At 72.7% G+C, this 24,916-nt stretch carries 22 protein-coding genes and 1 tRNA gene; 16 read left to right on the top strand and 7 right to left on the bottom strand.

Annotated features, from left to right (window positions below):
• Nucleotides 1–64: 64 nt before the first annotated feature.
• Nucleotides 65–643, bottom strand: coding sequence for a 5-formyltetrahydrofolate cyclo-ligase (locus tag OG985_RS26410; protein WP_371674501.1), 579 nt, complete (start codon nucleotides 641–643; stop codon nucleotides 65–67).
• A gap of 133 nt (nucleotides 644–776) precedes the next feature.
• Between OG985_RS26410 and galU the strand changes: the two genes are divergently transcribed.
• The 7 genes from galU to OG985_RS26445 all read left to right on the top strand — a co-directional run bounded on the left by galU (nucleotide 777) and on the right by OG985_RS26445 (nucleotide 6,494).
• Nucleotides 777–1,679: a UTP--glucose-1-phosphate uridylyltransferase GalU gene (galU, locus tag OG985_RS26415; RefSeq protein ID WP_371670817.1), complete on the top strand. Its 903-nt coding sequence runs from the start codon at nucleotides 777–779 to the stop codon at nucleotides 1,677–1,679.
• A gap of 5 nt (nucleotides 1,680–1,684) precedes the next feature.
• Nucleotides 1,685–3,007: a gephyrin-like molybdotransferase Glp gene (glp, locus tag OG985_RS26420; RefSeq protein WP_371670818.1), complete on the top strand. Its 1,323-nt coding sequence runs from the start codon at nucleotides 1,685–1,687 to the stop codon at nucleotides 3,005–3,007.
• 171 nt (nucleotides 3,008–3,178) lie between these two features.
• Entirely contained in the window at nucleotides 3,179–3,691 is a 513-nt protein-coding gene (moaC, locus tag OG985_RS26425) for a cyclic pyranopterin monophosphate synthase MoaC (protein ID WP_371670819.1), read from the top strand.
• Complete coding sequence (locus OG985_RS26430) at nucleotides 3,688–4,203, top strand: molybdenum cofactor biosynthesis protein B (protein WP_371670820.1); 516 nt, start codon at nucleotides 3,688–3,690, stop codon at nucleotides 4,201–4,203. The genes moaC and OG985_RS26430 overlap by 4 nt, the downstream gene beginning before the upstream one ends.
• A gap of 20 nt (nucleotides 4,204–4,223) precedes the next feature.
• Nucleotides 4,224–4,847, top strand: a complete 624-nt coding sequence (locus tag OG985_RS26435; RefSeq protein WP_371670821.1) for a GNAT family N-acetyltransferase — start codon at nucleotides 4,224–4,226, stop codon at nucleotides 4,845–4,847.
• Nucleotides 4,848–5,019: 172 nt separating this feature from the next.
• On the top strand, nucleotides 5,020–6,327 hold the full coding sequence (glpR, locus tag OG985_RS26440) for a gephyrin-like molybdotransferase receptor GlpR (RefSeq protein WP_371670822.1): 1,308 nt from the start codon (nucleotides 5,020–5,022) through the stop codon (nucleotides 6,325–6,327).
• A gap of 93 nt (nucleotides 6,328–6,420) precedes the next feature.
• Nucleotides 6,421–6,494 (top strand) — tRNA-Ala (locus OG985_RS26445).
• A 56-nt stretch (nucleotides 6,495–6,550) separates the two neighbouring features.
• Here the strand turns inward: OG985_RS26445 and OG985_RS26450 are convergent.
• The 3 genes from OG985_RS26450 to OG985_RS26460 are packed head-to-tail and all read right to left on the bottom strand — an operon-like array spanning nucleotide 6,551 to nucleotide 10,277.
• Nucleotides 6,551–6,979 carry a tannase/feruloyl esterase family alpha/beta hydrolase gene (locus tag OG985_RS26450; protein ID WP_371670823.1) on the bottom strand — a complete coding sequence of 143 codons (429 nt, stop codon included), beginning with the start codon at nucleotides 6,977–6,979 and terminating at the stop codon, nucleotides 6,551–6,553.
• The gene (locus OG985_RS26455) at nucleotides 6,952–9,414 is read right to left on the bottom strand and encodes an ABC transporter permease (RefSeq protein ID WP_371670824.1); all 2,463 of its coding nucleotides are present in this window, start codon (nucleotides 9,412–9,414) and stop codon (nucleotides 6,952–6,954) included. Before OG985_RS26455 ends, OG985_RS26450 begins: the two co-directional genes overlap by 28 nt.
• Nucleotides 9,408–10,277: an ABC transporter ATP-binding protein gene (locus OG985_RS26460; protein ID WP_371670825.1), complete on the bottom strand. Its 870-nt coding sequence runs from the start codon at nucleotides 10,275–10,277 to the stop codon at nucleotides 9,408–9,410. The genes OG985_RS26455 and OG985_RS26460 overlap by 7 nt, the downstream gene beginning before the upstream one ends.
• A gap of 172 nt (nucleotides 10,278–10,449) precedes the next feature.
• Between OG985_RS26460 and OG985_RS26465 the strand changes: the two genes are divergently transcribed.
• Nucleotides 10,450–11,733, top strand: a complete 1,284-nt coding sequence (locus tag OG985_RS26465) for a sensor histidine kinase (protein WP_371670826.1) — start codon at nucleotides 10,450–10,452, stop codon at nucleotides 11,731–11,733.
• Nucleotides 11,697–12,365 (top strand): response regulator, encoded by a 669-nt coding sequence (locus tag OG985_RS26470; protein ID WP_371670827.1) that lies wholly within the window; start codon nucleotides 11,697–11,699, stop codon nucleotides 12,363–12,365. The genes OG985_RS26465 and OG985_RS26470 overlap by 37 nt, the downstream gene beginning before the upstream one ends.
• Nucleotides 12,366–12,381: 16 nt before the next feature.
• Here OG985_RS26470 and OG985_RS26475 read toward each other — a convergent pair whose 3' ends face one another.
• Nucleotides 12,382–12,858 (bottom strand): GNAT family N-acetyltransferase, encoded by a 477-nt coding sequence (locus tag OG985_RS26475; RefSeq protein WP_371670828.1) that lies wholly within the window; start codon nucleotides 12,856–12,858, stop codon nucleotides 12,382–12,384.
• A 66-nt stretch (nucleotides 12,859–12,924) separates the two neighbouring features.
• Here OG985_RS26475 and OG985_RS26480 point away from each other — a divergent pair, with 66 nt between their 5' ends.
• Nucleotides 12,925–13,728, top strand: coding sequence for an exodeoxyribonuclease III (locus tag OG985_RS26480; protein WP_371670829.1), 804 nt, complete (start codon nucleotides 12,925–12,927; stop codon nucleotides 13,726–13,728).
• A 13-nt stretch (nucleotides 13,729–13,741) separates the two neighbouring features.
• Here the strand turns inward: OG985_RS26480 and OG985_RS26485 are convergent, their stop codons facing one another.
• A complete protein-coding gene (locus OG985_RS26485) occupies nucleotides 13,742–14,386 on the bottom strand; it encodes a MerR family transcriptional regulator (protein WP_371670830.1) in 645 nt (214 codons plus the stop codon).
• Between the two features lie 131 nt (nucleotides 14,387–14,517).
• Between OG985_RS26485 and OG985_RS26490 the strand changes: the two genes are divergently transcribed.
• From OG985_RS26490 to OG985_RS26505, 4 genes are all read left to right on the top strand, one after another.
• Nucleotides 14,518–16,026 carry a flavin-containing monooxygenase gene (locus OG985_RS26490; RefSeq protein ID WP_371670831.1) on the top strand — a complete coding sequence of 503 codons (1,509 nt, stop codon included), beginning with the start codon at nucleotides 14,518–14,520 and terminating at the stop codon, nucleotides 16,024–16,026.
• On the top strand, nucleotides 16,023–16,949 hold the full coding sequence (locus OG985_RS26495; RefSeq protein ID WP_371670832.1) for an alpha/beta fold hydrolase: 927 nt from the start codon (nucleotides 16,023–16,025) through the stop codon (nucleotides 16,947–16,949). The genes OG985_RS26490 and OG985_RS26495 overlap by 4 nt, the downstream gene beginning before the upstream one ends.
• Complete coding sequence (locus tag OG985_RS26500; protein ID WP_371670833.1) at nucleotides 16,946–17,830, top strand: SDR family oxidoreductase; 885 nt, start codon at nucleotides 16,946–16,948, stop codon at nucleotides 17,828–17,830. The genes OG985_RS26495 and OG985_RS26500 overlap by 4 nt, the downstream gene beginning before the upstream one ends.
• A gap of 86 nt (nucleotides 17,831–17,916) precedes the next feature.
• Nucleotides 17,917–18,096 carry a hypothetical protein gene (locus tag OG985_RS26505; RefSeq protein WP_371670834.1) on the top strand — a complete coding sequence of 60 codons (180 nt, stop codon included), beginning with the start codon at nucleotides 17,917–17,919 and terminating at the stop codon, nucleotides 18,094–18,096.
• 46 nt (nucleotides 18,097–18,142) lie between these two features.
• Here the strand turns inward: OG985_RS26505 and OG985_RS26510 are convergent, their stop codons facing one another.
• On the bottom strand, nucleotides 18,143–21,547 hold the full coding sequence (locus OG985_RS26510; protein ID WP_371670835.1) for a S41 family peptidase: 3,405 nt from the start codon (nucleotides 21,545–21,547) through the stop codon (nucleotides 18,143–18,145).
• Nucleotides 21,548–21,732: 185 nt separating this feature from the next.
• Here OG985_RS26510 and OG985_RS26515 point away from each other — a divergent pair, with 185 nt between their 5' ends.
• Together OG985_RS26515 and OG985_RS26520 are read left to right on the top strand one after the other, a co-directional pair.
• Nucleotides 21,733–22,332 (top strand): TetR/AcrR family transcriptional regulator, encoded by a 600-nt coding sequence (locus tag OG985_RS26515; RefSeq protein ID WP_371670836.1) that lies wholly within the window; start codon nucleotides 21,733–21,735, stop codon nucleotides 22,330–22,332.
• A gap of 185 nt (nucleotides 22,333–22,517) precedes the next feature.
• Complete coding sequence (locus OG985_RS26520) at nucleotides 22,518–24,743, top strand: MMPL family transporter (protein WP_371670837.1); 2,226 nt, start codon at nucleotides 22,518–22,520, stop codon at nucleotides 24,741–24,743.
• The last annotated feature ends 173 nt before the right edge of the window (nucleotides 24,744–24,916 follow it).

The raw sequence follows: 24,916 nt of genomic DNA on the forward strand, positions 1-24,916 counted from the left end.
GAGCGTGAGACGGGGCCTGCACGCGCGCGTGCAGGCCCCGTTCGCCGTTTCGGCGGCCGGTGCGTCAGGAGCCGAACCGGTGCACATTGGAGGGCGTCACCGCCGCGTGCACGGGCCGGTCGTGCGGTTCCGCCGGCACGTCGGCGACGATCTCCACGTCGTACAGGAGCACCACGAGCGCCGGATGGGCGTGCGCGCGCTCCAGACGGGCGAGCACGCGGTCGTACGATCCCCCGCCGCGTCCCAGACGCATGCCGCGCGCGTCGACCGCGAGGCCGGGCAGCAGGACGGCGTCGGCGGCGGACACGGCGTCCGGGCCGAGGCGTTCGCCCGCGGGTTCGAACAGGGCCATCTTCCCGCCGTGTTGCACGCGCGCGAGGGAGCCCTCTCCGGCGTACGCGCCCCAGTCGAGGTCGTTGTCGGGCAGAAGGGCGGGCAGCAGGACGCGCACGCCCCGCGCGCGCAGCGCGTCCAGCAGCGTGAGGGTGCCGGGCTCGCTCCCCACGGAGACGTACGCCGCCACCGTGCGCGCCCGCGCCAGTTCCGGCAGTTCCAGGGCCCGCGCGGCCAGTGCGCCGGCCGCCTCCCGTACGACATCCGCCGTCAACCTGTTCCTCACCGCGAGGAACTCTCGCCGCAACATTCGCTTGTCAGGCTCGGCCGGATGTCCGATGTCAGTCAACAGTCGCTCCCATACCCTCACCAGTGCGCTCATACGACAGCTAACTAACCGGACCTGCAGATTCCTTGCAAAGGCACCGGATAAGGTTGCGTGCATGACCCAGTCGCATACCAGGATCAGCAAGGCTGTCATCCCCGCAGCAGGCCTCGGCACCCGGTTCCTGCCGGCCACCAAGGCCACTCCCAAGGAGATGCTGCCGGTCGTCGACAAGCCGGCGATCCAGTACGTGGTCGAAGAAGCCGTGTCCGCGGGCCTCGACGACGTCCTCATGATCACGGGCCGCAACAAGCGCCCCCTCGAGGACCACTTCGACCGCAACTACGAACTGGAGTCGGCCCTCCAGAAGAAGGGCGACGCGAAACGGCTCGCCAAGGTCCAGGAGTCCAGCGACCTGGCGACCATGCACTACGTCCGTCAGGGCGACCCCAGGGGCCTGGGCCACGCCGTCCTGTGCGCGGCCCCGCACGTCGGTGACGAGCCGTTCGCCGTCCTGCTCGGCGACGACCTGATCGATCCGCGCGACCCGCTGCTCGCGCGCATGGTCGAGGTGCGGGAGCGGCACGGCGGCAGCGTCGTCGCCCTCATGGAGGTCGCGCCGGAGCAGATCCACCTCTACGGCAGCGCGGCCGTGGAGCCCACCGAGGACGGCGACGTCGTCAAGGTGACCGGCCTGGTCGAGAAGCCCGACGCGGCGGACGCCCCGTCGAACTACGCGATCATCGGCCGCTACGTCCTCGACCCGGCGATCTTCGGCATACTGCGCACCACCGAGCCCGGCCGCGGCGGCGAGATCCAGCTCACCGACGCCCTCCAGCAGCTCGCCGAGGACGAGAAGGTCGGCGGCCCCGTGCACGGCGTCGTCTTCAAGGGCCGCCGCTATGACACCGGCGACCGCGGCGACTACCTGCGTGCCATTGTCAGACTCGCATGCGAACGTGAAGACCTGGGCCCGGACTTCCGGGCCTGGCTTCGCAGTTACGTAGCCGAGGAGATGTAACGACGTTGAGCAGCGCCGCGCCCCGCACCACCGGACAAGGCCACCTCTGGTCGGTGGACGAACACCTGCAGGACATCCTCGCGACCGTCCGCCCCCTCGACCCCATCGAGCTGCAACTCCTCGACGCCCAGGGCTGTGTCCTGGTGGAGGACGTCACCGTGCCGGTGTCCCTGCCGCCGTTCGACAACAGCTCGATGGACGGGTACGCGGTGCGGGTCGCGGATGTCGCGGGCGCGAGCGAGGAGTTCCCCGCCGTTCTCGAGGTCGTCGGGGACGTGGCGGCCGGCGACTCGCAGCTGCTCCATGTGGGTCCCGGCCAGAGCGCCCGCATCATGACCGGCGCACCGCTGCCGCCCGGCGCCGAGGCCGTCGTGCCCGTGGAGTGGACCGACGGGGGCCTCGGCGAGGGCCCGGTCACCGGGATGCGGGCCCGCAGCCTGGCACCCGAGGGCGCCGTCGGACACGTGCACGTGTACCGGCCGGCCGAGGCACGCGCGCACGTGCGCGCGCAGGGCAGTGACGTGAAGGCCGGAGACCGCGCCCTGGAGTCGGGCACCGTCCTCGGCCCGCCGCAGATCGGCCTGCTCGCCGCGATCGGCCGCGGCACCGTGCGCGTGCGCCCGCGTCCGCGCGTGGTCGTCATGTCCACCGGCAGCGAACTCGTCCCGCCCGGCGAGGAACTCGGCAGCGGCCAGATCTACGACTCCAACAGCTTCGCCCTCACCGCGGCCGCCGGCGACGCCGGCGCCATCGCCTACCGCGTGGGCGCCGTCGCCGACGACGCCGAGACGCTCCGGTCCACCATCGACGACCAGCTCGTCCGGGCCGACCTCGTGGTCACCACAGGTGGCGTGAGCGTGGGCGCGTACGACGTCGTCAAGGAGGCGCTGTCGTACGCCGGCGACGAGGACGAGGCGGGCAGCGGCATCGACTTCCGCAAGCTCGCCATGCAGCCCGGCAAGCCCCAGGGCTTCGGCACCATCGGCCCCGACCACACACCGCTGCTCGCGCTCCCCGGCAACCCGGTGTCGTCGTACGTCTCCTTCGAGCTGTTCGTGCGCCCCGCCATCCGCACCCTCATGGGGCTCGACGACGTCCATCGGCCGACGGTCAGGGCCACCCTGACCGCGGACAAGGCGCTGACCTCGCCGAAGGGGCGCAGGCAGTTCCTGCGCGGCACGCACAGGGACGGGGCGGTGACCCCGGTCGGCGGTGCCGGCTCCCACCTGGTCGCGGCCCTCGCGCACGCTGACGCGCTGATCGTCGTCCCCGAGGACATCGAGACCGTCGAGCCCGGCACCGAGGTCGAGGTGGTCCTGCTCGGCTGAGCCGGGCGCGGGGCTCCCAGGCGCGCCCCGCGCGCGGGCCCCCACGGCCCGGGGCGCGGGAGGTCACCGGGGACCTCCTCCGCTGAACCCCGCGGGTTGGCGGTACCGTGTCGCGCACAACAGGCCCGCGCGCCGCACCGCGGCGGGCCCGGACCGGGAGCGCCACACACCATGACTGTGCCTTCCCGGGGGGAGACCCCCGGACCTTCAGTGCAGGACCGACTGACACACATCGACGAGGCGGGCGCCGCCCGGATGGTCGACGTGTCCGGGAAGGACGTGACGGCGCGCACCGCCCGCGCCAGCGGACGCGTCCTGGTATCCCCCCGCGTCGTCGAGCTGCTGCGCGGCGAAGGCGTTCCCAAGGGTGACGCCCTGGCCACCGCGCGGATCGCGGGCATCATGGGTGCCAAGCGCACGCCGGACCTGATCCCGCTGTGCCACCCCTTGTCGGTGTCGGGTGTGAAACTGGATCTGGCGGTCGCGGACGACGCCGTGGAGATCCTCGCCACGGTGCGGACGACGGACCGCACGGGTGTCGAGATGGAGGCCCTCACCGCGGTCTCCGTCGCCGCGCTCACGGTGATCGACATGGTCAAGGCGGTCGACAAGGGAGCGGTCATCACGGACGTCCGGGTGGAGGAGAAGACGGGCGGCAAGTCGGGCGACTGGAGCCGGACATGAGCGCCGGGCCCTACCGCGCGCTCGTCGTGACCGCCTCCAACCGGGCCGCCGCCGGGGTGTACGAGGACAAGGGCGGGCCGCTGGTCGCCGCGGGCCTCGAAGCTCTCGGGTTCGAGGTCGACGGACCGCGGGTCGTCCCGGACGGCGACCCCGTGGCGGCCGCCCTGCGGGCCGGCGTCGAGGCGGGTTACGACGTCGTGCTCACCACCGGCGGCACCGGTATCTCGCCCACCGACCGCACTCCCGAGGCGACCCGCGAGGTGATCGACCACGAGGTCCCGGGCATCGCGGAGGCCATCAGGGCGTTCGGACGGGAGAAGGTGCCGACCGCGGCGCTCTCCCGCGGCCTCGCCGGAGTGGCCGGGCGGACGCTGATCGTCAACCTGCCCGGTTCTTCCGGCGGGGTGAAGGACGGACTCGCCGTCCTGGAGCCCCTGCTGGTGCACGCCGTCGACCAGCTCCGCGGTGGGGACCACCCCAGACCCGGCGCCGGCCCCGGGGGTGCGAGCTGAACAGCCCATCCTGGCCCGTCGTGCTGGCGGACGGCGATGTCGTCCTCCGGCCGATAAAGGTGCGCGACCAGCGGGCGTGGCGCGAGGTCAACCGGCGCAACAGGGACTGGCTGCGTCCCTGGGAGGCGACCATTCCGCCGCCCACGCCCAGCGGGCCCATCGCGCACCGGCCGACGTATCGCCAGATGGTCAGGCACCTGCGGGCGGAGGCGAACGCGGGGCGGATGCTGCCGTTCGTCATCGAGTACCAGGGTCGGCTGGTCGGGCAGTTGACGGTCGCCGGCATCACCTGGGGCTCGATGTGCTCGGGACACGTCGGCTACTGGGTGGACCAGTCGGTGGCCGGCCGTGGTGTGATGCCGACGGCGGTGGCGCTCGTCGTCGACCACTGTTTCCGGACCGTCGGTCTGCACCGCATCGAGGTCTGCATTCGTCCGGAGAACACGCCCAGCCGGCGGGTCGTGGAGAAACTCGGATTCCGTGAGGAGGGGCTCAGGCCCCGTTATCTCCACATCGACGGCGCCTGGCGGGACCATCTCGTGTTCGCGCTCACCGCGGAGGAGGTGCCGGACGGCTTGCTGAGGCGCTGGCAGCGGGCACGCTCCAGGAACACACCGCACGATACGTCCCGCCCGGGAAATTGAATAAGTGTTCGAAAATGATCGGCGGATGACCGTCTAGGGGCATTGAATTCGCGTCCTCGGCGGCCTGTTGATCGCATCGGTCACAAAAAAAGCTCGAAATATCAGCCAGATCGTGCGACACACCGGCCCAATTGGCGGATGGCCTCACGCAAATCCCTCTACCGTGTGAGACGTGAGCAGCAGCGGCCTCATCTACGCAGTCATTGTCGGGGCCTGGGCCGCCTACTTGGTGCCGATGTGGCTCCGTAGGCAGGACGAGCTGAACGAGGCCCGTCCGACGGAACGCTTCAGCACAGCCATCCGGTTGTTGTCCGGCCGGGCGGGGATGGAGCGCCGATACGCCAAGGACCTGCGGGCGCGCTCCACCGAGGAGGGGGAGCCCAGCGCCGTCGAGCCGGGACCGGCCACCGATTCGGTGGACGTCCGGGCCTTCGCCATGCCTCCGGTCCGCCCGCAGGCCCAGGCCGCGGCGCAGCCGAAGGCCGCGGGGCGGACGGAACCGGCCCGGGAACCGGCGCGCGAGCAGGTACGGGAACAGGTCCGGGAACCGGTACGGGAGCAGGCTCGGGAAGCGGTCCGGGAACCGGCGCGCGACGCCGTCCGGGAACCCGTGCGCGCACCGGCGGCCGCGTCCGCGGCGGATGCCGCGCGGGCCCGCAAGCGCGTGCCGGCCGCACGGCGCGCCGCTTCGGACGCCAGCGCGGAAGCAGCCGCCGCGCGCGCCCGGCGCTCGAAGGTGCTCGCGCGCCGTCGGCGCACCACGGTGATGCTCTTCATCGCGTTCACGCTCGGCGCGATCGTCGCCGCGGTCGGAGGGCTCGCGTTCCTCTGGGCGCCCGGCGTGCCCGCCGTGCTGCTCAGCGGATACATCGCCTACCTGCGCTCGCAGGAACACCGCCGCTTCGCCTACCAGATGGACCGGCGCCAGGCCGAGGTCGCCGCGCAGCGGCTGCGGGAGCGCGCGCGTCAGCCGCGCCGACGCGCCGCCATGGACACCGGCGCCGAGTCGGCCGAGCCGGACGACGGGCCCGCGGCCGAGGCGGATCCAGGGATGTCGGCGCTCGCCGCGGACCGGCGGGCGCTCGTCGAGCAGACCGACCACGCGGAGTGGGTCGACCAGCAGCGTGAGCGGCAGCGGCGGCCCGGCCACGGCGACAGCTGGGAGCCGGTTCCGGTGCCCCTGCCGACGTACGTGACCGCGCCGGTCGCCCCGCGGGCCACCGCCGATGTCGATCTGGGCGCGCCGGACGCGTGGAGCTCGGCGCGGTCCAGTTCGGTGCCGCCGGAGCACGAGGCGGAGTCCGGTGCGCGGGACGGCGCGGCGGAGGATTCCTCGCCCGGCGACGAGGACAGAACGGCGCCGGACGAGCGGAGCGACGCCCGTCGCGCCGCGTCCGCCCGTCGTGCCCGGGAGCGGGGGCGAACGCCGCTTTTTGATCAGTACGAGGACGGCGAGCGGCCTCGCGCCGCCAACGAATAGGCACCCGAGGGGCGGTCCGGGTCGTGGTCATGACCAGCCAGGAACGGATTTCCGAGCATCAGGACCGGGATGCTAGAGTTTCTCTCGTTGCAAGGGCCTGTGGCGCAGTCCGGTAGCGCACCTCGTTCGCATCGAGGGGGCCAGGGGTTCGAATCCCCTCAGGTCCACGCAGCATGAAGGCCCGTTCCCCGTAAGGGGGGACGGGCCTTCTGCCATGTCTGGGTTATGCCTTGCCCTTGCTCACCACCCACGTGCCGTGGACCCAGTTGCCGACGGTCTCGTAGCCGGAGCGGAAGGAACCGAGCCGGTCCAGGGTCAGGTTCGCCTCGGCGGTGGACCGGACGGGGGTGTAGCTGCCGGGGTCGCCGGCCGGGCAGCCGGTGGTGTTCTCGGCGACGTACGGGAACGGGTAGACCGGGCGTGCTGCTGTGGTGGTGCCGCCGGTGTCGACCGACTTGGTGAGGAGGCTGCCCGGGGCCTTGCCCTCGGTCACCCAGGAGACCATCGCGGTCAGCGCGTCGAAGGTGCCGGGGCCCTGGCCGCCGCCGCAGTGGGCGACGCCCGGGAGCAGGAACAGGCGGGCGAAGGCGCTGGTCGCGTCGGCGCCGCCCACGAGCGTCCGCCCTACGAGCCCCCGCGCCCCCCGCTCCATCGCCGCAGCGTCATCCCCGCCGCGGCCACCCCCGAGCTCACCGCCACGATCGCGCACGCCCCCGCTGCCGCGAACACCGCCGACCACGGCATCCGTATCGCCGTCCGTACGTCGAGCAGGTTCAGCGCGCCCCACAGGCCGAGCAGATCGAGGGCGGCGACCAGGACGCCCAGTGCCGTGCCGACCGTCACCACCGTCAACGCCTCCGCCGCGACCAGGCGCAGCACCTGCCCGCTCGTCGCCCCGGCCAGTCGCAGCGCGCCGAGTTCCCGCGTGCGGCCGGTGGTCGCCATGACCAGGGTGTTGGCGAGGGAGATGCCGGTGTAGAGGAGGGCGATGCCGAGGACGAGGAGGAGACCGAGGCGGCTCGTGGAGTCGGCCCGGGGAGTCGTCGCCCCGATCCATTCCTCCCGTGTGAACACCCGGGCCGACGCCCCCGGTTGCCCCGGTGCCGGCAGCGCCTTCCGTACCTCCGCCGCCACCGCGTCCGCTCCCTCCGCCGTCCTCGCCCGCACGTCCACGCGATCGACGGGCGCACCCTTCGCGTTGGCCGACGTGACGTACACGCCGTTGTCCCCGGTGCCGGTGGACAGCACCGCGGCGATCCGCAGGGACCTCCGGGTGCCGTCGCCCAGCCACACCGTCACCCGCCGGCCGACGCGGTGAGCGGCCCACTCCTCGTTGACGACGATCGAGTCGTCGTCCAGGCCCGCGACCCGGCCGGCCGTCACCGGCAGCCGTGCGGTGGCGGCGAGCGACCGGGGATCGACCGCCCGGGCCTCGGACCTGAGGAGGGCCACGCCGTCCTCCAGGACGTACACCGCGCTCGTCGCGCTCGCGGAGACGTCGGCGCCGGGCACGGCGCGAAGGCGTCGCACGGTCGCCGCGTCGAAGCCGCCCGAGCCGGCGGCCGGGGTCACCACGAGGTCGGCCGCCGTCTGCCGGCGTGCCTCCGCGGCCTTCGCTCCGCTCAGGGTGGCGGTGGCGCCGAGGAACGAGCCCGTCAGGGCGACCGTGACGAGGACGGGGGCCGCCACGGCGGCGGTGCGGCGGACGCCGGCGGCGGCGTTCTCGCGGACCAGCGTCCCGGCCGCGCCCGGCAGCCTGGCCGGCAGCCAGGTGATCAGCCGGGTCAGCGGGCGCACCAGGGCGGGGGAGAGCAGGGCGGTCGCGGTGATCAGCAGCATCGGGCGGCTGACGTACGTCTTGCGGTGCAGGAGATCGCCCGGCTCGGTCAGCAGCGTCAGCGCGAGGGTGACGACCGCGGTCCCGAGCAGGGCCGCGCCGCACAGCAGGCGCCCCCGCGTCAGCGTCCCGCTGTCCACGGACGCCTCGCGCAGCGCCTCGGCGGGCCCGGTCCGGCCGGCCCGCCAGGACGCGGCCGCAGCTCCGGTCAGGGCGACCGACAGGCCGGTCCAGAAAGCCAGTTGGTACGGCCAGACGTGGTCGCCGACCGAGAACCAGGCCGGTGCGAGACCCCCGTCGACGACCCGCTCGGCGAGGTGCGGGGCGGCGTACCCGCCGAGTGCGCAGCCCGCCGCCGAGGCGAGGACGCCGACGAGCAGTGCCTCCGCGAGGACGGTCCGGCGGACCTGTCCCGGGGTGGCGCCCGCGACGCGCAGGAGTCCGAACTCCCGGCGCCGCTGGGCAACCGTGAAGGCGAAGGTGGACGCCACCACGAACACCGACACGAACCCGGTGACTCCGCCCGCCGTGCCGAACAGGGCGTTCAGGGCGGTGAGCGCCTCGGCGTCGCGGTCGGGATCGGCGTCCGCGAGTCGCCGTTCGCCGCCGGTGAGGATCTCGGCCCGGCCGCCCACCACCTTTCGTACGGCCGAGGCTTCCGCGTCCACCACCAACTGCGTGCTGCGGGGCGCCAGTCGGGAGGCACGGGTGTCGGTGTAGAAGAGGGCGTCCTCGACGTCGGGTCCGCGCAGTGTTCCGACCACCCGCACGGTGCCGGAGTCGGTCCGCACCCGACGGCCGACGGCCGTCCAGCCGCCGGTGGCCGCCACCTCGTCGGCCGCCCGGGGTGCCCGCCCCGCGCTCAGCTCGTACGGGGCGAACGCGGCCGTCGGCCAGGGGTGGCCCGCCAGGTCGCGCGGCCCGCCCTCGGCCCGCACCGTGAAGGAGCGGTCCTGGGTGACCTTGCCGAGGCGTCGCAGCGCGGCGACGACGTGCGCCGGTACGACGTGCGGGCGGGCCAGCCTTCGGGTGCGCACGCCGTTGGGGGTCGGCACGCGCAGGGTGTCCTGGCCCCGCACGACGACCGGGGCCGCGGCGAACCGCTCCGGCCCGCGTGCGGGGGCGTCGAGCGAGGAGGCGAGGGCCAGCCCCATGACGGCGATCATCGCGACGCCCAGTGAGAGCGCGAGGAAACTGCCGACGAAGGTGATCCAGCGGGAGCGCAGGCCGCGCAGGGCGATGCTCAGCACGAGACGGCCTCCGGCGAGGCGGGGCCCGCACCCGCGGTCCGCGCGGCAGCCGTCGCGGCGGTCGGACGGGGTGCCCCGTCCGTCTCCCACCTCGCCGTCCGCTCGGCGATCTCGCCGGCCGACGCCCCCGCCAACTCCCCGTGCACCCGGCCGTCGACGAGGAAGACCACACGGTCGGCGTACGACGCGGCCACCGGGTCGTGCGTGACCATCACGACCGTACGGCCTTCCGAGTCGGCCATGTCCCGCAGCAGGGTCAGCACCTCGCGCCCCGTCCGTGAGTCGAGCGCACCGGTCGGCTCGTCCCCGAACAGCACCTCGGGGCGGGTGATCAGCGCACGGGCCAGGGCGACCCGCTGTTGCTGACCACCGGACAGCCGGGAAGGACGGTGGCCGGCCCGGCCGTCGAGGCCGACCCGGCGCAGCACCTCGCGGACCCGCGCCTTTGGGGGCCGCCGGCCGGCCAGGCGCAGCGGCAGGGCCACGTTCTGCGCGGCGGTCAGCGACGGCAGCAGGTTGTACGCCTGGAACACGAAGCCGATCCGCTCGCGTCGCAGCAGCGTCAGCCGTCGCTCGCCCAGCCTCGTCAGCTCGGTGTCCCCGAGCCGGACGGAGCCCGCGTCCGGACGGTCCAGGCCGGCCGCGCACTGCAACAGGGTCGACTTGCCCGAACCGGACGGTCCCATGACGGCGGTGAAGGTACCCGGGGCGAAGGCGAGTGACACCTCGTCGAGAGCGGTCACCCGGCCGCCGCCCGACCTGTACCACCTGCTCACCGAGCGCAGCGTGAGCGCGTCGGCGCGCACGCCCCCTCCCCGCACTCCCGGCTCTCCGGTCCCGTCGTGTACGTCGATCTCAGCCATCCCGCTCCGCGCCCCCAACCGTCCGCTGCCGTTCCGTCGGCTCCACGAAACCCCGCGACCGGGGCCGAAAGCAGTGCGGCAGGGACGAGACTCGGGGTAGGGCCAGGCATACCCCGAAGCCTCCGGTCACACCGATGGCACGCACCCCGCCCCGGCTCCTACGGTGATCTCCATGCAGGCACGGAGTATGTGGGCGGCGCTGGGCGCGCGGGGGTACCTGGGATCGGGCTGGCCGTGGCGCGCGGTCGCCTTCCTGGCGAGCGGGGCGCTGCTCGGGGCGGTCGTCCTCGTGGTGCTGGTGAGCGGATTCTTGGTCGGCGGCGTGCTCGCCGTGGGACTGATCGGTCTGCCGCTGCTGGTGCTCACCGCGCTGACCGGAATTCCGGTGGCCGCCGTGGAGCGACGGCGACTGCGACTGGTCGGGTCGGGTCCGGTGCCCGCCGGGCAGCACCGGGTGCCGGACGGGCCGGGCCTCGGGGCGTGGCTGTCCACCCGGCTGCGGGAGCCCCTGACCTGGCGGGAGTTGGCGTACGCGCTGCTGTTCGCACTGCTGCTGTGGCCCCTGGACGCGCTCGCCGTCGCTCTCGTGATCGCCCTGCCGGGCACCATGGTCGCCGCGCCGGTGCTGGTCGCCGTCGACGGCGAGGCGAAGGTCGTCAAGCTGTGGACCGTCACCACCTGGCCGGAGGCCTGCGCGGTCGCCGTACCCGGCATGCTGCTCCTGGCGGCCGGCGGGTACCTCCTCGGGGCCGTGGCCGGGCTGCGCGGGGAGCTGACCCGGTCCCTGCTCACCGCGAAGGACAGTGAACGGGTCACCGAACTGGTCCGGTCCCGGGCGCGGTTGGTGGACGCCTTCGAGGCGGAGCGGCGGCGCATCGAACGGGATCTGCACGACGGGGCCCAGCAGCGGCTCGTCGCCCTCACCCTGACCCTCGGGCTGGCCCGCCTCGACGCCCCGCCCGGACCGCTCGCCGACCAGCTCGCCAAGGCCCACGACGAGGCCGGCGGGGCCCTGGCGGAACTGCGTGAACTCATCCACGGGATCCACCCCAAGGTCCTCACCGACTACGGCCTCGAAGCCGCCGTCGCCGACGCCGCCGACCGCAGCCCGGTCCCCGTCGACCTGGACCTGAAGCTGCCCGGGCGGCTGCCCCCGCACGTCGAGAGTGCCGCGTACTTCGCCGTCCGCGAGGCCCTCGCCAACGTGGCCCGGCACAGCGCGGCGACCCGCGCCCGGGTCGGCGCGGTGCACGACGGCGGACGGCTGGTCCTGGTGATCGGTGACGACGGGGGCGGCGGGGCGGACCCCGGCGGCGGCAGCGGACTGACCGGTCTCGCCGACCGGGTGGCCGTCCTCGATGGCACACTCACCCTGTCCAGCCCGCCCGGCGGGCCCACCCTGCTGCGTGTGGAGATCCCGTGCCGGCCGAGCCGACAGACCGTTCCCTGCGCCTAGTTCTCGCCGAGGACAGCGTGCTCCTGCGCGAGGGCCTGGCCGGACTTCTCACCCGGTTCGGGCACGAGGTCGTGGCGGCCGTCGGCGACGCGGAGGCGCTGCTCGCCGCCGTCGCCGACCACGCGCCGGACGCCGTGGTGACCGACGTACGCATGCCGCCGGGGTTCCAGGACGAGGGGCTGCACGCGGCCGTGCGGCTGCGCGAGGAACGGCCCGGTCTGCCGGTCCTGGTCCTCAGTCAGTACGTGCAGCGGGCGTACGCCGCCGAACTCCTCGACTCCGGCGACGGAACCGGCGTCGGCTACCTGCTCAAGGACCGCGTCGGCCAGGTCGAGGAGTTCGTCGCCGCGCTGCACGAGGTCGCGGCCGGCGGCACGGTCGTCGACCCCGAGGTGGTACGGCAGTTGCTGCGCCGGCGCCGCGATCCGCTGGCCCGGCTCACCCCGCGTGAACGGGAGGTGCTCGCGCTGATCGCGGAGGGGAAGTCGAACGGCGCGATCGCCCGGACACTGGTGGTCTCCGAGGCGGCCGTCGGCAAGCACATCGGCGGCATCCTCACCAAGCTGGACCTGCCCCCGGCCGAGGAGACCCACCGCAGAGTCCTCGCGGTACTCGCCTTCCTGCGGGCGTGAGACCCGGGCCGCGGGCTCACAGTCGCTTCGCGAAGCAGCGGCTGTCGTCGTGGAAGCGGTAGTGGCCGAACTTGTCGCACGGCTCGTAGCCGCTGGAGGCGTACAGCGCGATCGCCGCCGGCTGCTTCGTGCCGGTCTCCAGGACCATGCGGACGCGGCCGCGGGTACGGGCGTCCTCCTCCAGCGCGGCCAGGACGCGGCGGGCCAGCCCCAGACCGCGGGCCTGCTCGACGACGTACATCCGCTTGAGCTCGGCGTCCCCGTCGAGGTTGCCCTCGGGGTTGGTGTCGCGGGCGCGCCAGCCCCCCGTGGCGAGGGGCGTGCCGCTCTCGTCGTACACGATCAGGTAGACGCCGTTCGGCGGGTCGAAGTCGGCCGGGTCGAGCTCGGTGGCGTCGCCGCCGTCGCCGTAGAGCACGTGGTACTCGGCCTGGACCTGATCGTTCATCTTGACGGCGTCAGGGTGGTCGAACGCGACGCGACGAATATTCATGCTACCTACCGTATGTCAATACAATCCAGAACGGGACTCCGTCCAGTGTGCCGGTATCGTGCCGGGGTGCTCACTGTGACCTCCGCCAATGTGAACGGGCTGCGCGCAGCCGCCAAGAAGGGTTTCGTGGAGTGGCTGACCGCCACCTCCGCCGACGTGCTCTGCCTCCAGGAGGTGCGCGCCGAGCCGCACCAGCTGCCCGAGCCGGTCCGCGCGCCCGACGGCTGGCACGTCACCCACGCCCCCGCCGCCGCCAAGGGGCGCGCCGGTGTCTCCCTCTACTCCCGCCGCGAGCCCGACCGGGTGCGGACCGGCTTCGGCTCCTCCGAGTTCGACGGCAGCGGCCGCTACCTGGAGGCCGACCTGCCAGGCGTCACGGTCGCCTCCCTCTACCTGCCCTCCGGCGAGGTCGGCACCGACCGGCAGGACGAGAAGCTCCGCTTCATGTCCGAGTTCCTCGCCCACCTGAAGGAGCTCCGTGTGCGCGCCGCCGCCGACGGCCGTGAGGTGGTCGTCTGCGGCGACTGGAACATCGCCCACCAGCAGGCCGACCTCAAGAACTGGCGCGCCAACCAGAAGAACTCCGGCTTCCTGCCGGAGGAGCGGGCCTGGCTGAGCCAGGTCTTCGACGCGGCGGACGGCGGCTACGTCGACGTGCTGCGGGCGCTGCATCCCGAGGTGGAGGGGCCGTACACCTGGTGGTCCTACCGGGGGCGGGCCTTCGACAACGACTCAGGGTGGAGGATCGACCTCCACGTCTCCACCCCCGGCCTCGCCGCCAAGGCGGTCAAGGGCTTCGTCGAGCGGGCGGCCACGCACGACGAGCGCTGGTCGGACCACGCGCCGGTGACGGTCGTCTACGACCTCTGATCCCGCCGGCCTCTCAGTTCCGCTTCCGCATCCGCCGGTCCAGCGCCAGGGAGAGTTCCGCCTCCACCACGCTCCGTGCCAGCGGGCGCAGGCGCGGCAGATCCTCCTCGCCCGCGTGGCGCAAAACGAGGTCGGCGAAGAGTTCCGCCAGGGCGTCGGCGTGTTCGCGGACGCGGACGCCCGCGGCGAGGACCTCCGCGAGCGGGATGCCCTCGCGGACCAGGGCCGAGGAGACGTCCAGCAGGCGACGGCTGATGTGGACGATCTCCTTGCCGTCGGTGCCCAGGTAGCCGAGGTCCAGGGCGGCGGCCAGGTTCTCGGGGGTGACCTCGCCCTCGAAGCGGGCGGCGAGTTCCTCGGGGGTGAGGCGGACCGGTTCCTCCTCGGTGGGGACGCCGAGGCCGAGGAGGTCGCCGACGTCGCGGCCGTGGTCGAAGGCCTCCGCCAGTTCGGCGATGCCGTTGAGGGTGTGGCCGCGTTCCAGCAGGGCGGAGATGGTGCGCAGGCGGGCCAGGTGGCTGTCGTCGTACCAGGCGATACGGCCCTCCCGGCGCGGTGGGTGGATCAGCTTGCGCTCGCGGTAGAAGCGCAGGGTGCGCACCGTGATCCCGGCCTCCACGGCCAGCTCCTCCATGCGGTACTCGCGCTTGTCTGCCACGCCCGCACCCTATGTCGTACCAGGGGTAACTTTCCTGGGCCCGCCCCCTACCCATCGGTACGGAGCTGCTCTACTCTCCGATTGCGCCAGTGTTCACTGGCGGAGTCGCGTTGTCTGTGGAGGACGTCGGGATGAACGAACACGAGCATGTACGGGTGGCGGTGATCGGGTCCGGATTCGGCGGACTGGGAGCCGCGGTGCGGCTGCGCCGCGAGGGCGTCACCGACTTCGTCGTCCTGGAACGGGCCGGCAGCGTCGGCGGCACCTGGCGGGACAACAGCTATCCGGGATGCGCCTGCGATGTGCCGTCCCACCTCTACTCGTTCTCCTTCGCGCCCAACCCGGACTGGCCGCGCACCTTCTCCGGGCAGGAGCACATCCGCGCCTACCTCGAACACGTCACGGACGTCTTCGGGCTGCGCCCGCACATCCGCTTCGACTCGGAGGTGAAGCGGATGACCTGGAACGCGGAGCGGCTGTGCTGGGACATCGAGACGAGCGGCGGAAACCTCTCCGCCGACCTCGTCGTCTCCGCCACCGGTCCGCTGTCCGACCCGAAGATCCCGGCCGTACCGGGCCTGGACACCTTCCCCGGCAAGGTCTTCCACTCCGCCCGCTGGGACCACGACCAGGACCTGCGCGGCAAGCGGGTCGCCATGGTCGGCACCGGCGCCTCCGCGATCCAGATCGTGCCCGCCATCCAGCCGGACGTCTCCCGGCTGACCCTCTTCCAGCGCACCCCGCCCTGGGTGATGCCCCGCATCGACCGCGCCGTCAGCGGCCCGGAGCGCTGGCTGCACCGGCAGCTGCCCGTCACCGCCCGGGCCCGCCGCGGACTCCTCTGGGGACTCAGGGAGTTGCAGGTCCAGGCGTTCACCAAGCATCCCAACGAGCTCGGCCTGGTGGAGCAGTTGGCCAAGCGCAACATGGCCCGCGCCATCAAGGACCCGGCGCTGCGCGCCAGGCTCACCCCCGACTACCGCATCGGCTGCAAGCGCATCCTGCTCTCCAGCACCTACTATCCGGCGCTCGCCCAGCCCAACGTGGACGTGGTCGCGAGCGGACTCGCGGAGGTCCGCGGCTCGACCGTCGTCGCCGCCGACGGCAGCGAGGCCGAGGTCGACGCGATCGTCTTCGGCACCGGCTTCCACGTCACCGACATGCCGATCGCCGAGCGGGTGGTGGGCGCCGACGGGCGGACCCTCGCCGAGGCGTGGAAGGGCGGCATGGAGGCCCTGCGCGGCGCCTCGGCGGCCGGATTCCCCAACTGGATGACCGTCATCGGGCCCAACACCGGCCTCGGGAACTCGTCCATGATCCTGATGATCGAGTCCCAGTTGAACTACCTGGCCGACTTCGTACGGCAGCTCGACGTCCTCGGCGGCCGCGCCGCACTCGACGCCCGGCCTGACGCCGTGCGGGCCTGGAACCACCGGGTGCAGGAACGGATGAAGCGCACCGTGTGGAACACCGGCGGCTGCACCAGCTGGTACCTGGACGCCAGCGGCCGCAACAGCACCATCTGGCCGGGCACCACCACCGAGTTCCGACGCGCGACACGACGGGTGGACCTCGCGGAGTACGAGGTGCTCCGCGCGCCCGCCGCCCGGACCGCGCCGGCCGCGGAGGTGACCGCGTGAGCCGCCTCGCGCACATGGCCACAGGGCCCTACGCCCCGCCCGCGCCCGCCCGTGAACTCACCGCCGTCTCCGCCGACGGCGCCCGGCTGCACGTCGAGGTGCACGGTCCCGACGGCGCGCCCGCCGTCGTCCTCGCCCACGGCTGGACCTGCTCCACCGCCTTCTGGGCCGCCCAGCTGCGCGACCTGGCGACCGACCACCGGGTCATCGCCTACGACCAGCGCGGCCACGGACGCAGCCCGGCCCACCCCGCCTGCAGTACGGAGGCGCTCGCCGACGACCTCGAAGCCGTACTGGCCGCGACGCTCGCGCCGGGCGAACAGGCGGTGATCGCCGGCCACTCGATGGGCGGGATGACGGTGCTGGCCGTGGCCACCCGCCCCGCGTTCCGGGAACACGCGGCGGCCGTCCTGCTGTGCAGCACCGGCAGTTCGAGACTGGTCGCCGAGTCGCTGGTCGTGCCGATGCGCGCGGGGCGGCTCAGGACCTGGCTGACCAAACGGGTCCTCGGATCCCGGGCGCCGCTCGGACCGGTCACGCCCCTGGCCCTGCGCATCCTCAAGTACGGGACGATGGGCCCCGGTTCGGCCCCGCACATGGTCGAGGCCTGCGCCCGGATCGTGCACGCCTGTCCGCGCAGGGTGCGCCACGCCTGGTCCCAGGTGCTCGACCTGCTCGACCTCGACCACCACGTACGGGAGTTGCGGGCGCCGACCGCCGTCCTCGTGGGCGCCGCCGACCGGATGACCCCGCCGGTGCACGCCCGCGCGCTGGCCGCCGCGCTGCCCGACTGCCTCGGGGTCACCGAACTGCCCGGGCTCGGCCACATGACGCCGGTCGAGGCACCCGAACTGGTCACCGGGAAGATCCGGGAACTCGTCACCACGTACGTACCCGTGCGGCACGCCAAGGAGGACGCATGAGCAGGGTGAGTCTGGAAGGGCAGGTCGCGGTCGTCACCGGGGCCGCGCGGGGCGTGGGTGAACTGCTCGCCCGCAAGCTGTCCGCACGCGGCGCCAAGGTGGCCCTGGTCGGACTGGAGCCGGACGCACTCAAACAGGTCGCCGAACGGCTGCACACCGACAGCGCCCACTGGTACGCCGACGTCACCGACCACGAGGCGATGGCGCAGGTGGCCCGCGAGGTCAAGGAGCGCTTCGGGAAGGTCGACATCGTCGTCGCCAACGCCGGTGTCGCCACCGGCGGGCCCCTCGTCGACGCCGACCCGGAGGCCTGGCGGCGGGTCGTCGAGGTCAACCTGATCGGCTCGGCGATGACCGCCCGCGCCTTCCTGCCGGTGCTGATGGAGAGCCGGGGCTACCTGCTCCAGATCGCCTCCCTCGCGGCGATCACCCCGGCGCCGATGATGACGGCGTACTGCGCGTCCAAGTCGGGCGTGGAGGCGTTCGCGCACAGTCTGCGGGCCGAGGTCGGCTACAAGGGCGTGCGGGTCGGGGTCGGTTACCTGTCGTGGACCGACACGGACATGGTGCGCGGGGCCGATCAGGACGACGTGATGCGGGAGTTGAGGCAGCGGCTGCCGTGGCCGTCGAACAAGACCTACCCGCTGGGTCCGGCGGTCGACCGGATCGTCGCCGGGATCGAGCGGCGGTCGTCCCACGTGTACGGGCAGTGGTGGCTGCGCGGGATGCAGAGTGTGCGCGGCTATCTGCCGGGCCTCATCGGGACGGTGGGGCAGCGGGAGATGCGGCGCTTCGCCCCACGGCTCGACGGGATGCGGTCGGGGCTGGTCGGGGCGGGCGGCGAGGCCGACGAACAGGCCAGGGCTACGCACCGTAACTGATCGAAATGCGCGCTGTGTCGGACCGTGTGAATCTGGTCGAGGCCCCACCAAGGGGCACGAAACCCCTCATTCAGGAGTGAACCCACATGGGTATGAAGGACCAGTTCCAGGACAAGTCCGAGCAGTGGCAGCGTCAGGCCAAGGAGAAGGCCGAGCAGGCCAAGGAGCAGGCTCAGCAGCGCGGCCGCCGGCGTGACGAGGACCCCGAGCGCACGCCGCGCGCGCACGAGGACGAGGAGCGCATGAGCCAGGACTTCGACGCCTGACGTCCTCCGCAGCACGGAAGGGGTGCCCTGCTGAAGGGCACCCCTTTCACGTCCCGTTCCCCGGCTGCCGGCCTCTCGGCGGCAGCTTCGGCCGTGACCGGTCGGGCACGTCGCTGTAGTCCGGCGGCGTGGCGGGCGGGTTCGTCGTCAGCAGGTCCAGGGCGAGCCGGACCGCGTCGTCCAGCTGGGCGTGCCGGCCCTCCGCCCAGTCCAGGGGCGTGCGGAGGATCTCCAGGTCGGGCAGCACCCCGCGGTTCTCGACCGACCAGCCGTACGCGTCGAACCAGGCCGCGTTCATCGGCACGGTGATCACCGTGCCGTCGCCGAGCTGGTGGCGGCCGGTCATGCCGACCACGCCGCCCCAGGTGCGCTGGCCGACCACCGGGCCGAGCTTCAGCAGTTTGAAGGCCGCGGTGATCATGTCGCCGTCGGAGGCGGTCGCCTCGTCCGCCAGCGCGACCACCGGCCCCCGGGGGGCGTTGGAGGCGTACGACACCGGCTGGGCGTCGCGTGTCAGGTCCCAGCCCACGATCCTGCGGGTCAGCTTCTCGACGACCAGCTCGCTGATGTGGCCGCCCGCGTTGCCGCGCACGTCCACCAGCAGCGCGGGCCGCGACACCTCCATGCGCAGGTCCCGGTTGAACTGGGCCCAGCCCGAGCCGCCCATGTCGGGGATGTGCAGATAGCCGCAGCGGCCGCCGCTCAACTCCCGTACGACTTCCCGGCGTTTGGCCACCCAGTCCTGGTAGCGCAGCGGCCGCTCGTCGACCAGCGGGACGACCGCCACCCGCCGCGGCCGTCCTCCGCCCCCGGCCGGCCGGAACGTCAGTTCAACGGTGGTGCCGCCCGCGCCCGCCAGCAGAGGGTAGGGCCCGGTGACCGGGTCCACCGGGCGGCCGTCGACATGCGTGAGGACCGCCCCCTCGCGGATGCCGGTACCCGCCAGCGGTGAGCGGGCCTTGGAGTCGGAGGACTCACCGGGCAGGATCCGACGCACCGCCCAACCCTCCTCACGGCGGACCAGGTTGGCGCCGAGCAGTCCCTGCCTGCGCTGGTAGTGCGGCGGCCCCTCGTTGCGTCGGGCGGCGGCGACGTACGCGTGGGAGGTGCCGAGTTCGCCCAGCACCTCGCGCAGCAGGTCCGCGAACTCGTCGGGGGACGCGACCCGTTCGACGAGCGGCCGGTACTGCGCGAGCACCGCGTCCCAGTCGATCCCGCACATGCCCGGATCCCAGAAGTACGCCCGGATCAGCCGGCCCGCCTCCTCGTACGACTGGCGCCACTCGGCGGCCGGGTCGGCCTCGTGCAGGATGCGGCGTACGTCGATCCAGACCGTGGTGTCGCCGTCGCCGGACTCGGTGGCGGGCACCGCCCGCAGATCGCCCTCGTCGACCACGACCAGCCGCGAACCGTCGCCGCTCACCGCGAACCAGTCCAGGTGCTCGACCAGTTCGGACTTCTTCGCCTTGCTGATGCCGAAGTGCTCCAGCGTCGGCCGCCCGCTGGTGTCGTCCGGGTTCACGAACGTCTCGCCCAGCGCGCCGGAGATCGGCCAGCGCAGCCAGACCAGCCCGCCGCCCGTGACGGGACACAGCGCCGAGTACTTGGACGCCGGGACAGGGAAGGGCGTCACACGGCTGGCCAGCCCCTCGACCTCGACGGTCACCGCGCTGCCCTCGCCGGGCTCGTCGTCCTCGACCGGGTCCAGACCCCCCGCGGCGGGGCGGCCCTCCGGGGTGAGCGCGAAGGGCGAGGGGGTGGCCGAGGAGAGCGGGACCAGGTAGGGGCGGCAGCCGAGCGGGAAGGACAGGTCGCCGGTGTGCACGTCGTACACGGGGTCGAAGCCCCGCCAGGACAGGAACGCCAGATAGCGGCCGTCCCGGGTGAACACCGGGTTCTCGTCCTCAAAGCGCCCGTTGGTGACATCGACGATCAACCGGTGCTCCTCGCCGGTGCCGGTGCCGGTGCCGGTGCCTGCGATGCGGGCCATCTTGATCTGCCGGAGCGACCTGCCGATCCCCGGGTGCGACCACGTGAGCCATGTCCCGTCCGGGGAGAAGGCGAGGTCCCGCACGGGCCCGTTGACCGACCGGACCAGCTCGGTGACCTCGCCACCGGTGGCCTCCGACGCGGCGGCGGCACCCGTGTTCGCGTCGGTGCCGGTGCCGGTGCCGGCACCGGTGCCGGTGTCGCTGTCCGTGGGGGTGTCGGTATCGACGTCGGTGTCCTCGGGCACGGTGAGCAGCAGCAGCCGGCCGTCGTGGGAGGCGATGGCGAGGCGTTCGCCCTGCGGGTCGGAGACCAGCTCCAGGACCCGGCCCAGTCGCCCGGAGGCGAGCCGTCCCGGTTCCCGGTCACCGGTGGCCCGCGGCAGGTAGGCGATCTCGACGGCGTCCTCGCCCTCCGCGTCCGTGACGTACGCGACCCGGCCGGCGGAACCGAGCATCTCCGGGAGCCGGACCCGGACACCGGGCGTGTCGGTGATCGTGCGGGCCGGGCCGTCCCGGTGGGTGAGCCAGTACAGGCTGCCGCGGACGACGACGGCGCTCGCGCGGCCCGTCTCGTCGACCGAGATGCCGTCCACGTGCTGCGCCGCCGGAACCTGGTACGGACGCCGGCCCGCGCGCGGGCCGCTCAGCCGCACGTCGAGGCGGCGCGGGACGGAGTCGGCGGCCAGGTCGTCGACGAGCCACAGGTCGCCCGCGCACTGGTACACCACCCGGGTGCCGTCACTGGCGGCGTGCCGGGCGTAGAAGGCGTCGTGGTCGGTGTGACGGCGCAGTTCCGAGCCGTCGTAGGCGCACGAGTAGAGGTTTCCGACGCCCTCGTGGTCGGAGAGGAACGCGATCCGGCCGCCGACGAACATGGGGGAGTGCAGGTGCCCCTCGAGGTCGGGCAACAGCCGCTCGCCGTGCAGCCACAGGCGGCCCATGGCACCGCCCCGGTAGCGCTTCCAGGCGGCGGGCTCGTGCGGCGGGGTGCCGGTGAGCAGGAGGGTTCTGCGCTCGCCGTCGAGGTCGGCGACCTGGATGTCGGACACGGGGCCCCAGGGCAGCTTGCGGCCCGGGTCGCCGTCGGTGCGGACCTTGTAGGCCCAGGTGAAGTACGAGAAGGGCTCGCCGTGGGAGGCGACGGCGAGGATCGTGCCGGCCCCCTCCTCCCGGGCCGGCGTCCAGCCGCAGACCCGGGTGTCGGCGGAGCCCCAGTGGGTGAGCTGCCGGCCCGGCCCGCCGTCCACCGGCACGAGGTGGATCTCCGGGACGAGGCTGCGCCAGCTCGTGTACGCGAGATGGCGGCCGTCGGGCGAGAAGCGCGGGTGGCCCGTCTTGGTCCGGTCGACGGTAAGCCGCCAGGCTCGGCCGGGCCCTTCGAGGGGGGCCAACCAGAGGTCGTCCTCGGCCACGAAGCTCAGCAGGTCGCCGCTCAGGTGCGGAAGGCGCAGATAGCTCACCTCCCTATGCTTTTCCGGTGGATGGACCGGGGCAACTCGTGCAAAAGGCCGTCTCTCGCACACGTAAGTGACCCGCAACACGAACGAAACAGTTTCGTTTCGCTTGCTGGTGCGCTACATTCGTCCTGTACGAGACCGTGTCGTTCGCGGCGCTGTCCGGGCTCCGGAGAAGAAAGGTGAGTGCAATGACTGAAGTCGCAACGGCGCGTCGCAGTCGTATCACCCCCGAGCGCGAGGCCGAGCTGTACTCGGCCGTGCTCGACCTGCTCCGGGAAGTCGGCTACGACGCGCTCACCATGGACGCCGTGGCCGCCCGCACCCGGTCCAGCAAGGCGACGCTCTACCGTCAGTGGGGCGGCAAGCCCGAGCTGGTCGTCAAGGCCATGCGGCACAACAAGCCGGGCGGCCTCCGCGGCGTCGACACCGGCTCCCTGCGCGGCGACCTGCACACCATGGTGGCCCGCGAGGACGACTGCACCATGGAGCGGAACTCCGACCTGATGCGGGCGCTGGCCATGGCGGCGCACGGGAATCCGGATCTGATGCGGGCGCTCAAGGAGCTGCTCGTCGAACCGGAGATGGAGGAGTTCCAGCGGGTCATGCGCCGCGCTGTCGACCGCGGCGAGATCCGCGAGGACTGCCCGGCGCTGGAGTACATCGTGCACATGCTGCTCGGCGCGTTCGCCGCCCGCACGCTCGTCGACGAGCTGCCCCCCACGCAGGACTTCCTGCGTTCGTACATCGACGCCGTGGTCCTCCCCGCCCTCGGCGCGCCCACCTCCTGACCTGTCCCCGCAGTCAGCCCACCTGACGTCACCGCTCACGTCGTCGGGCCGATCAGCCCTGCCCACCAGTGCCGCGTCAGCCGAGGTTCGCCCCGTCGTGGGCAGACCCCGGCCACGAGGCACCGGCCGCCGGGCCGGTCACCCCTGTCCCGAAGAACCCACGACCTGACCGGGAGTACGCCCCAGTGGCCTCGTTCCTCTACAGACTCGGCCGGCTCGCCTTCAGGCGACGGCACTTCGTCGCCCTCCTGTGGGTGGCCCTGCTGACGCTCGCGGGCGTCGGCGCCGCCTCCGCGCCCGCCGCGGGCTCCACCTCCTTCTCCATCCCGGGAGTCGAGGCCCAGAAGGCCTTCGACCTGCTGGAACAGCGTTTCCCCGGAGCCAGCGCCGACGGTGCCACCGCGAACGTCGTCTTCAAGGCGCCCGCCGGGGAGAAGATGACCGACGCCGACAACAAGGCGACCGTCGCGAAGACCGTCAAGGCACTGGGCGACGGCTCCGAGGTCGTCTCCGTCACCGACCCGTTCACGAAGAACGCCGTGAGCAAGAACGGGACGGTCGCCTACAGCTCGGTCAAGTACACGGTCTCGTCCGTCGAGCTGAAGGACTCCTCCAGGGACACCCTGGAGACCACCGTGGACAAGGCCAGGGACGCCGGGCTGACCGTCGAGATGGGCGGTGACGCGCTGCAGGCCCAGCCCGAGCAGGCGGCCACCGGCGAGATCATCGGCCTCGCCATCGCCGCGGTCGTCCTCGTCGTCACCCTGGGCTCGCTCGTCGCGGCCGGGCTTCCGCTGCTGACGGCCATCGTCGGCGTCGGTATCGGTGTCGCCACCATCACCTCCCTCGCCAGCGCGCTCGACCTCGGCGACTCCACCTCCACCCTCGCCCTGATGATCGGCCTCGCCGTCGGCATCGACTACGCGCTGTTCATCGTCTCCCGCTACCGGGCCGAACTGGCCGAGGGCCGCGACCGCGAGGAAGCGGTCGGCCGGGCCGTCGGCACCGCCGGCTCGGCGGTCGTCTTCGCGGGTCTCACGGTCGTCATCGCGCTCGCCGGACTCGCGGTCGTCAACGTCCCGATGCTGACCAAGATGGGTCTCGCCGCGGCGGGCACGGTCGTCATCGCCGTCCTCATCGCCCTCACCATGATCCCGGCGCTGCTCGGCTACGCGGGCCGCAAGATCCGGCCGGCCGGGCAGAAGGGCAAGCTCCTCGGGCGCCGCACCGCCAAGACCTCCGGCGTGGCCAAGCCGAACATGGGCACGCGCTGGGCGAGCTTCGTCGTCCGCCGCCCCGTCGCCGTACTGCTGATCGGTGTGGTCGGCCTGGGCGCGATGGCACTGCCCGCCACCCAGCTGGAACTGGGCCTGCCCGACGACGGCACGCAGCCGACGTCGACCACCCAGCGCAAGGCCTACGACCTGCTCTCGGAGGGCTTCGGCCCCGGCTTCAACGGCCCGCTGATGCTCGTGGTCGACGCCAAGGACAGCGCCGACCCGAAGGCCGCCGCCACCGCGGTGACCGACGAGGTCAAGGGCCTCAAGGACGTCGTGACGGTGTCCCCCGCCCAGTTCAACAAGTCCGGCGACACCGCGATGATCACCGTGGTCCCGGAGTCGAAGCCGTCCTCGACGCAGACCGAGGACCTGGTGCACTCCATCCGTGACGCGGGCGCCGGCGTGCGCGCCGACACGGATGCCAGGGTGCTGGTCACCGGCACCACGGCGATGAACATCGACTTCTCGCAGAAGCTCAACGACGCGCTGATCCCGTACCTGGCCCTGGTGGTGGGCCTCGCCTTCCTCCTGCTGATCGTGATCTTCCGCTCGATCCTGGTCCCGCTGAAGGCCGCCCTCGGCTTCCTGCTCAGCGTGCTGGCCGCTCTCGGTGCCGTGGTCGCGGTCTTCCAGTGGGGCTGGCTGGCGGGCCTGATAGGCGTCGAGGAGACCGGCCCGATCATGTCGATGATGCCGATCTTCATGGTGGGCGTGGTCTTCGGCCTGGCGATGGACTACGAGGTGTTCCTCGTGACCCGCATGCGGGAGGCGTACGTCCACGGGGAGCGGCCCACCGAGGCCGTCGTGACCGGCTTCAAGTACGGAGCCCGGGTGGTCGCGGCCGCCGCGGTCATCATGATGGCCGTCTTCTCCGGCTTCATCGGCTCCAGCGAATCGATGATCAAGATGATCGGCTTCGGCCTGGCGATCGCCGTCTTCTTCGACGCCTTCATCGTCCGCATGACCATCGTCCCGGCGGTCCTCGCACTGCTCGGCAAGCGGGCCTGGTGGCTGCCGAAGTGGCTCGACCGGGCCCTGCCGAACGTGGACGTGGAGGGCGAGGGCCTGCGGACCCAGGGCACCGCGAAGGACACGGACCCGGACGAGGACCGAGAGCTGGTCAGGGTCTGAGCAGGAGCTGAGCGGACCGAACAGGATCCGAGCGGGACGGGAGCGGACCAAGGTCTCGGTGAGGGACGAGACCGGGAGCGACCGACCCATGACCCGGGCGGCCTCCCGGACCGACGACGCGGCACCACGCCGAGCCACCGGTCCGGGGGGCCGCGTTTCCGTCCCCGGGGGCA

Origin of the sequence: Streptomyces sp. NBC_00289, from assembly GCF_041435115.1 — a bacterium.
In the GTDB taxonomy this organism is placed as follows: domain Bacteria; phylum Actinomycetota; class Actinomycetes; order Streptomycetales; family Streptomycetaceae; genus Streptomyces.

Coding starts and splice junctions, on each gene's coding strand:
- OG985_RS26515 (WP_371670836.1), top strand. CDS start 21,733: ATGACTGAAGTCGCAACGGCGCGTCGCAGTCGTATCACCCCCGAGCGC.
- OG985_RS26460 (WP_371670825.1), bottom strand. CDS start 10,277: ATGGCTGAGATCGACGTACACGACGGGACCGGAGAGCCGGGAGTGCGG.
- OG985_RS26490 (WP_371670831.1), top strand. CDS start 14,518: ATGAACGAACACGAGCATGTACGGGTGGCGGTGATCGGGTCCGGATTC.
- OG985_RS26475 (WP_371670828.1), bottom strand. CDS start 12,858: ATGAATATTCGTCGCGTCGCGTTCGACCACCCTGACGCCGTCAAGATG.
- OG985_RS26500 (WP_371670833.1), top strand. CDS start 16,946: ATGAGCAGGGTGAGTCTGGAAGGGCAGGTCGCGGTCGTCACCGGGGCC.
- OG985_RS26450 (WP_371670823.1), bottom strand. CDS start 6,979: ATGGAGCGGGGGGCGCGGGGGCTCGTAGGGCGGACGCTCGTGGGCGGC.
- OG985_RS26410 (WP_371674501.1), bottom strand. CDS start 643: ATGTTGCGGCGAGAGTTCCTCGCGGTGAGGAACAGGTTGACGGCGGAT.
- OG985_RS26430 (WP_371670820.1), top strand. CDS start 3,688: ATGAGCGCCGGGCCCTACCGCGCGCTCGTCGTGACCGCCTCCAACCGG.
- OG985_RS26505 (WP_371670834.1), top strand. CDS start 17,917: ATGGGTATGAAGGACCAGTTCCAGGACAAGTCCGAGCAGTGGCAGCGT.
- OG985_RS26465 (WP_371670826.1), top strand. CDS start 10,450: ATGCAGGCACGGAGTATGTGGGCGGCGCTGGGCGCGCGGGGGTACCTG.
- moaC (WP_371670819.1), top strand. CDS start 3,179: ATGACTGTGCCTTCCCGGGGGGAGACCCCCGGACCTTCAGTGCAGGAC.
- galU (WP_371670817.1), top strand. CDS start 777: ATGACCCAGTCGCATACCAGGATCAGCAAGGCTGTCATCCCCGCAGCA.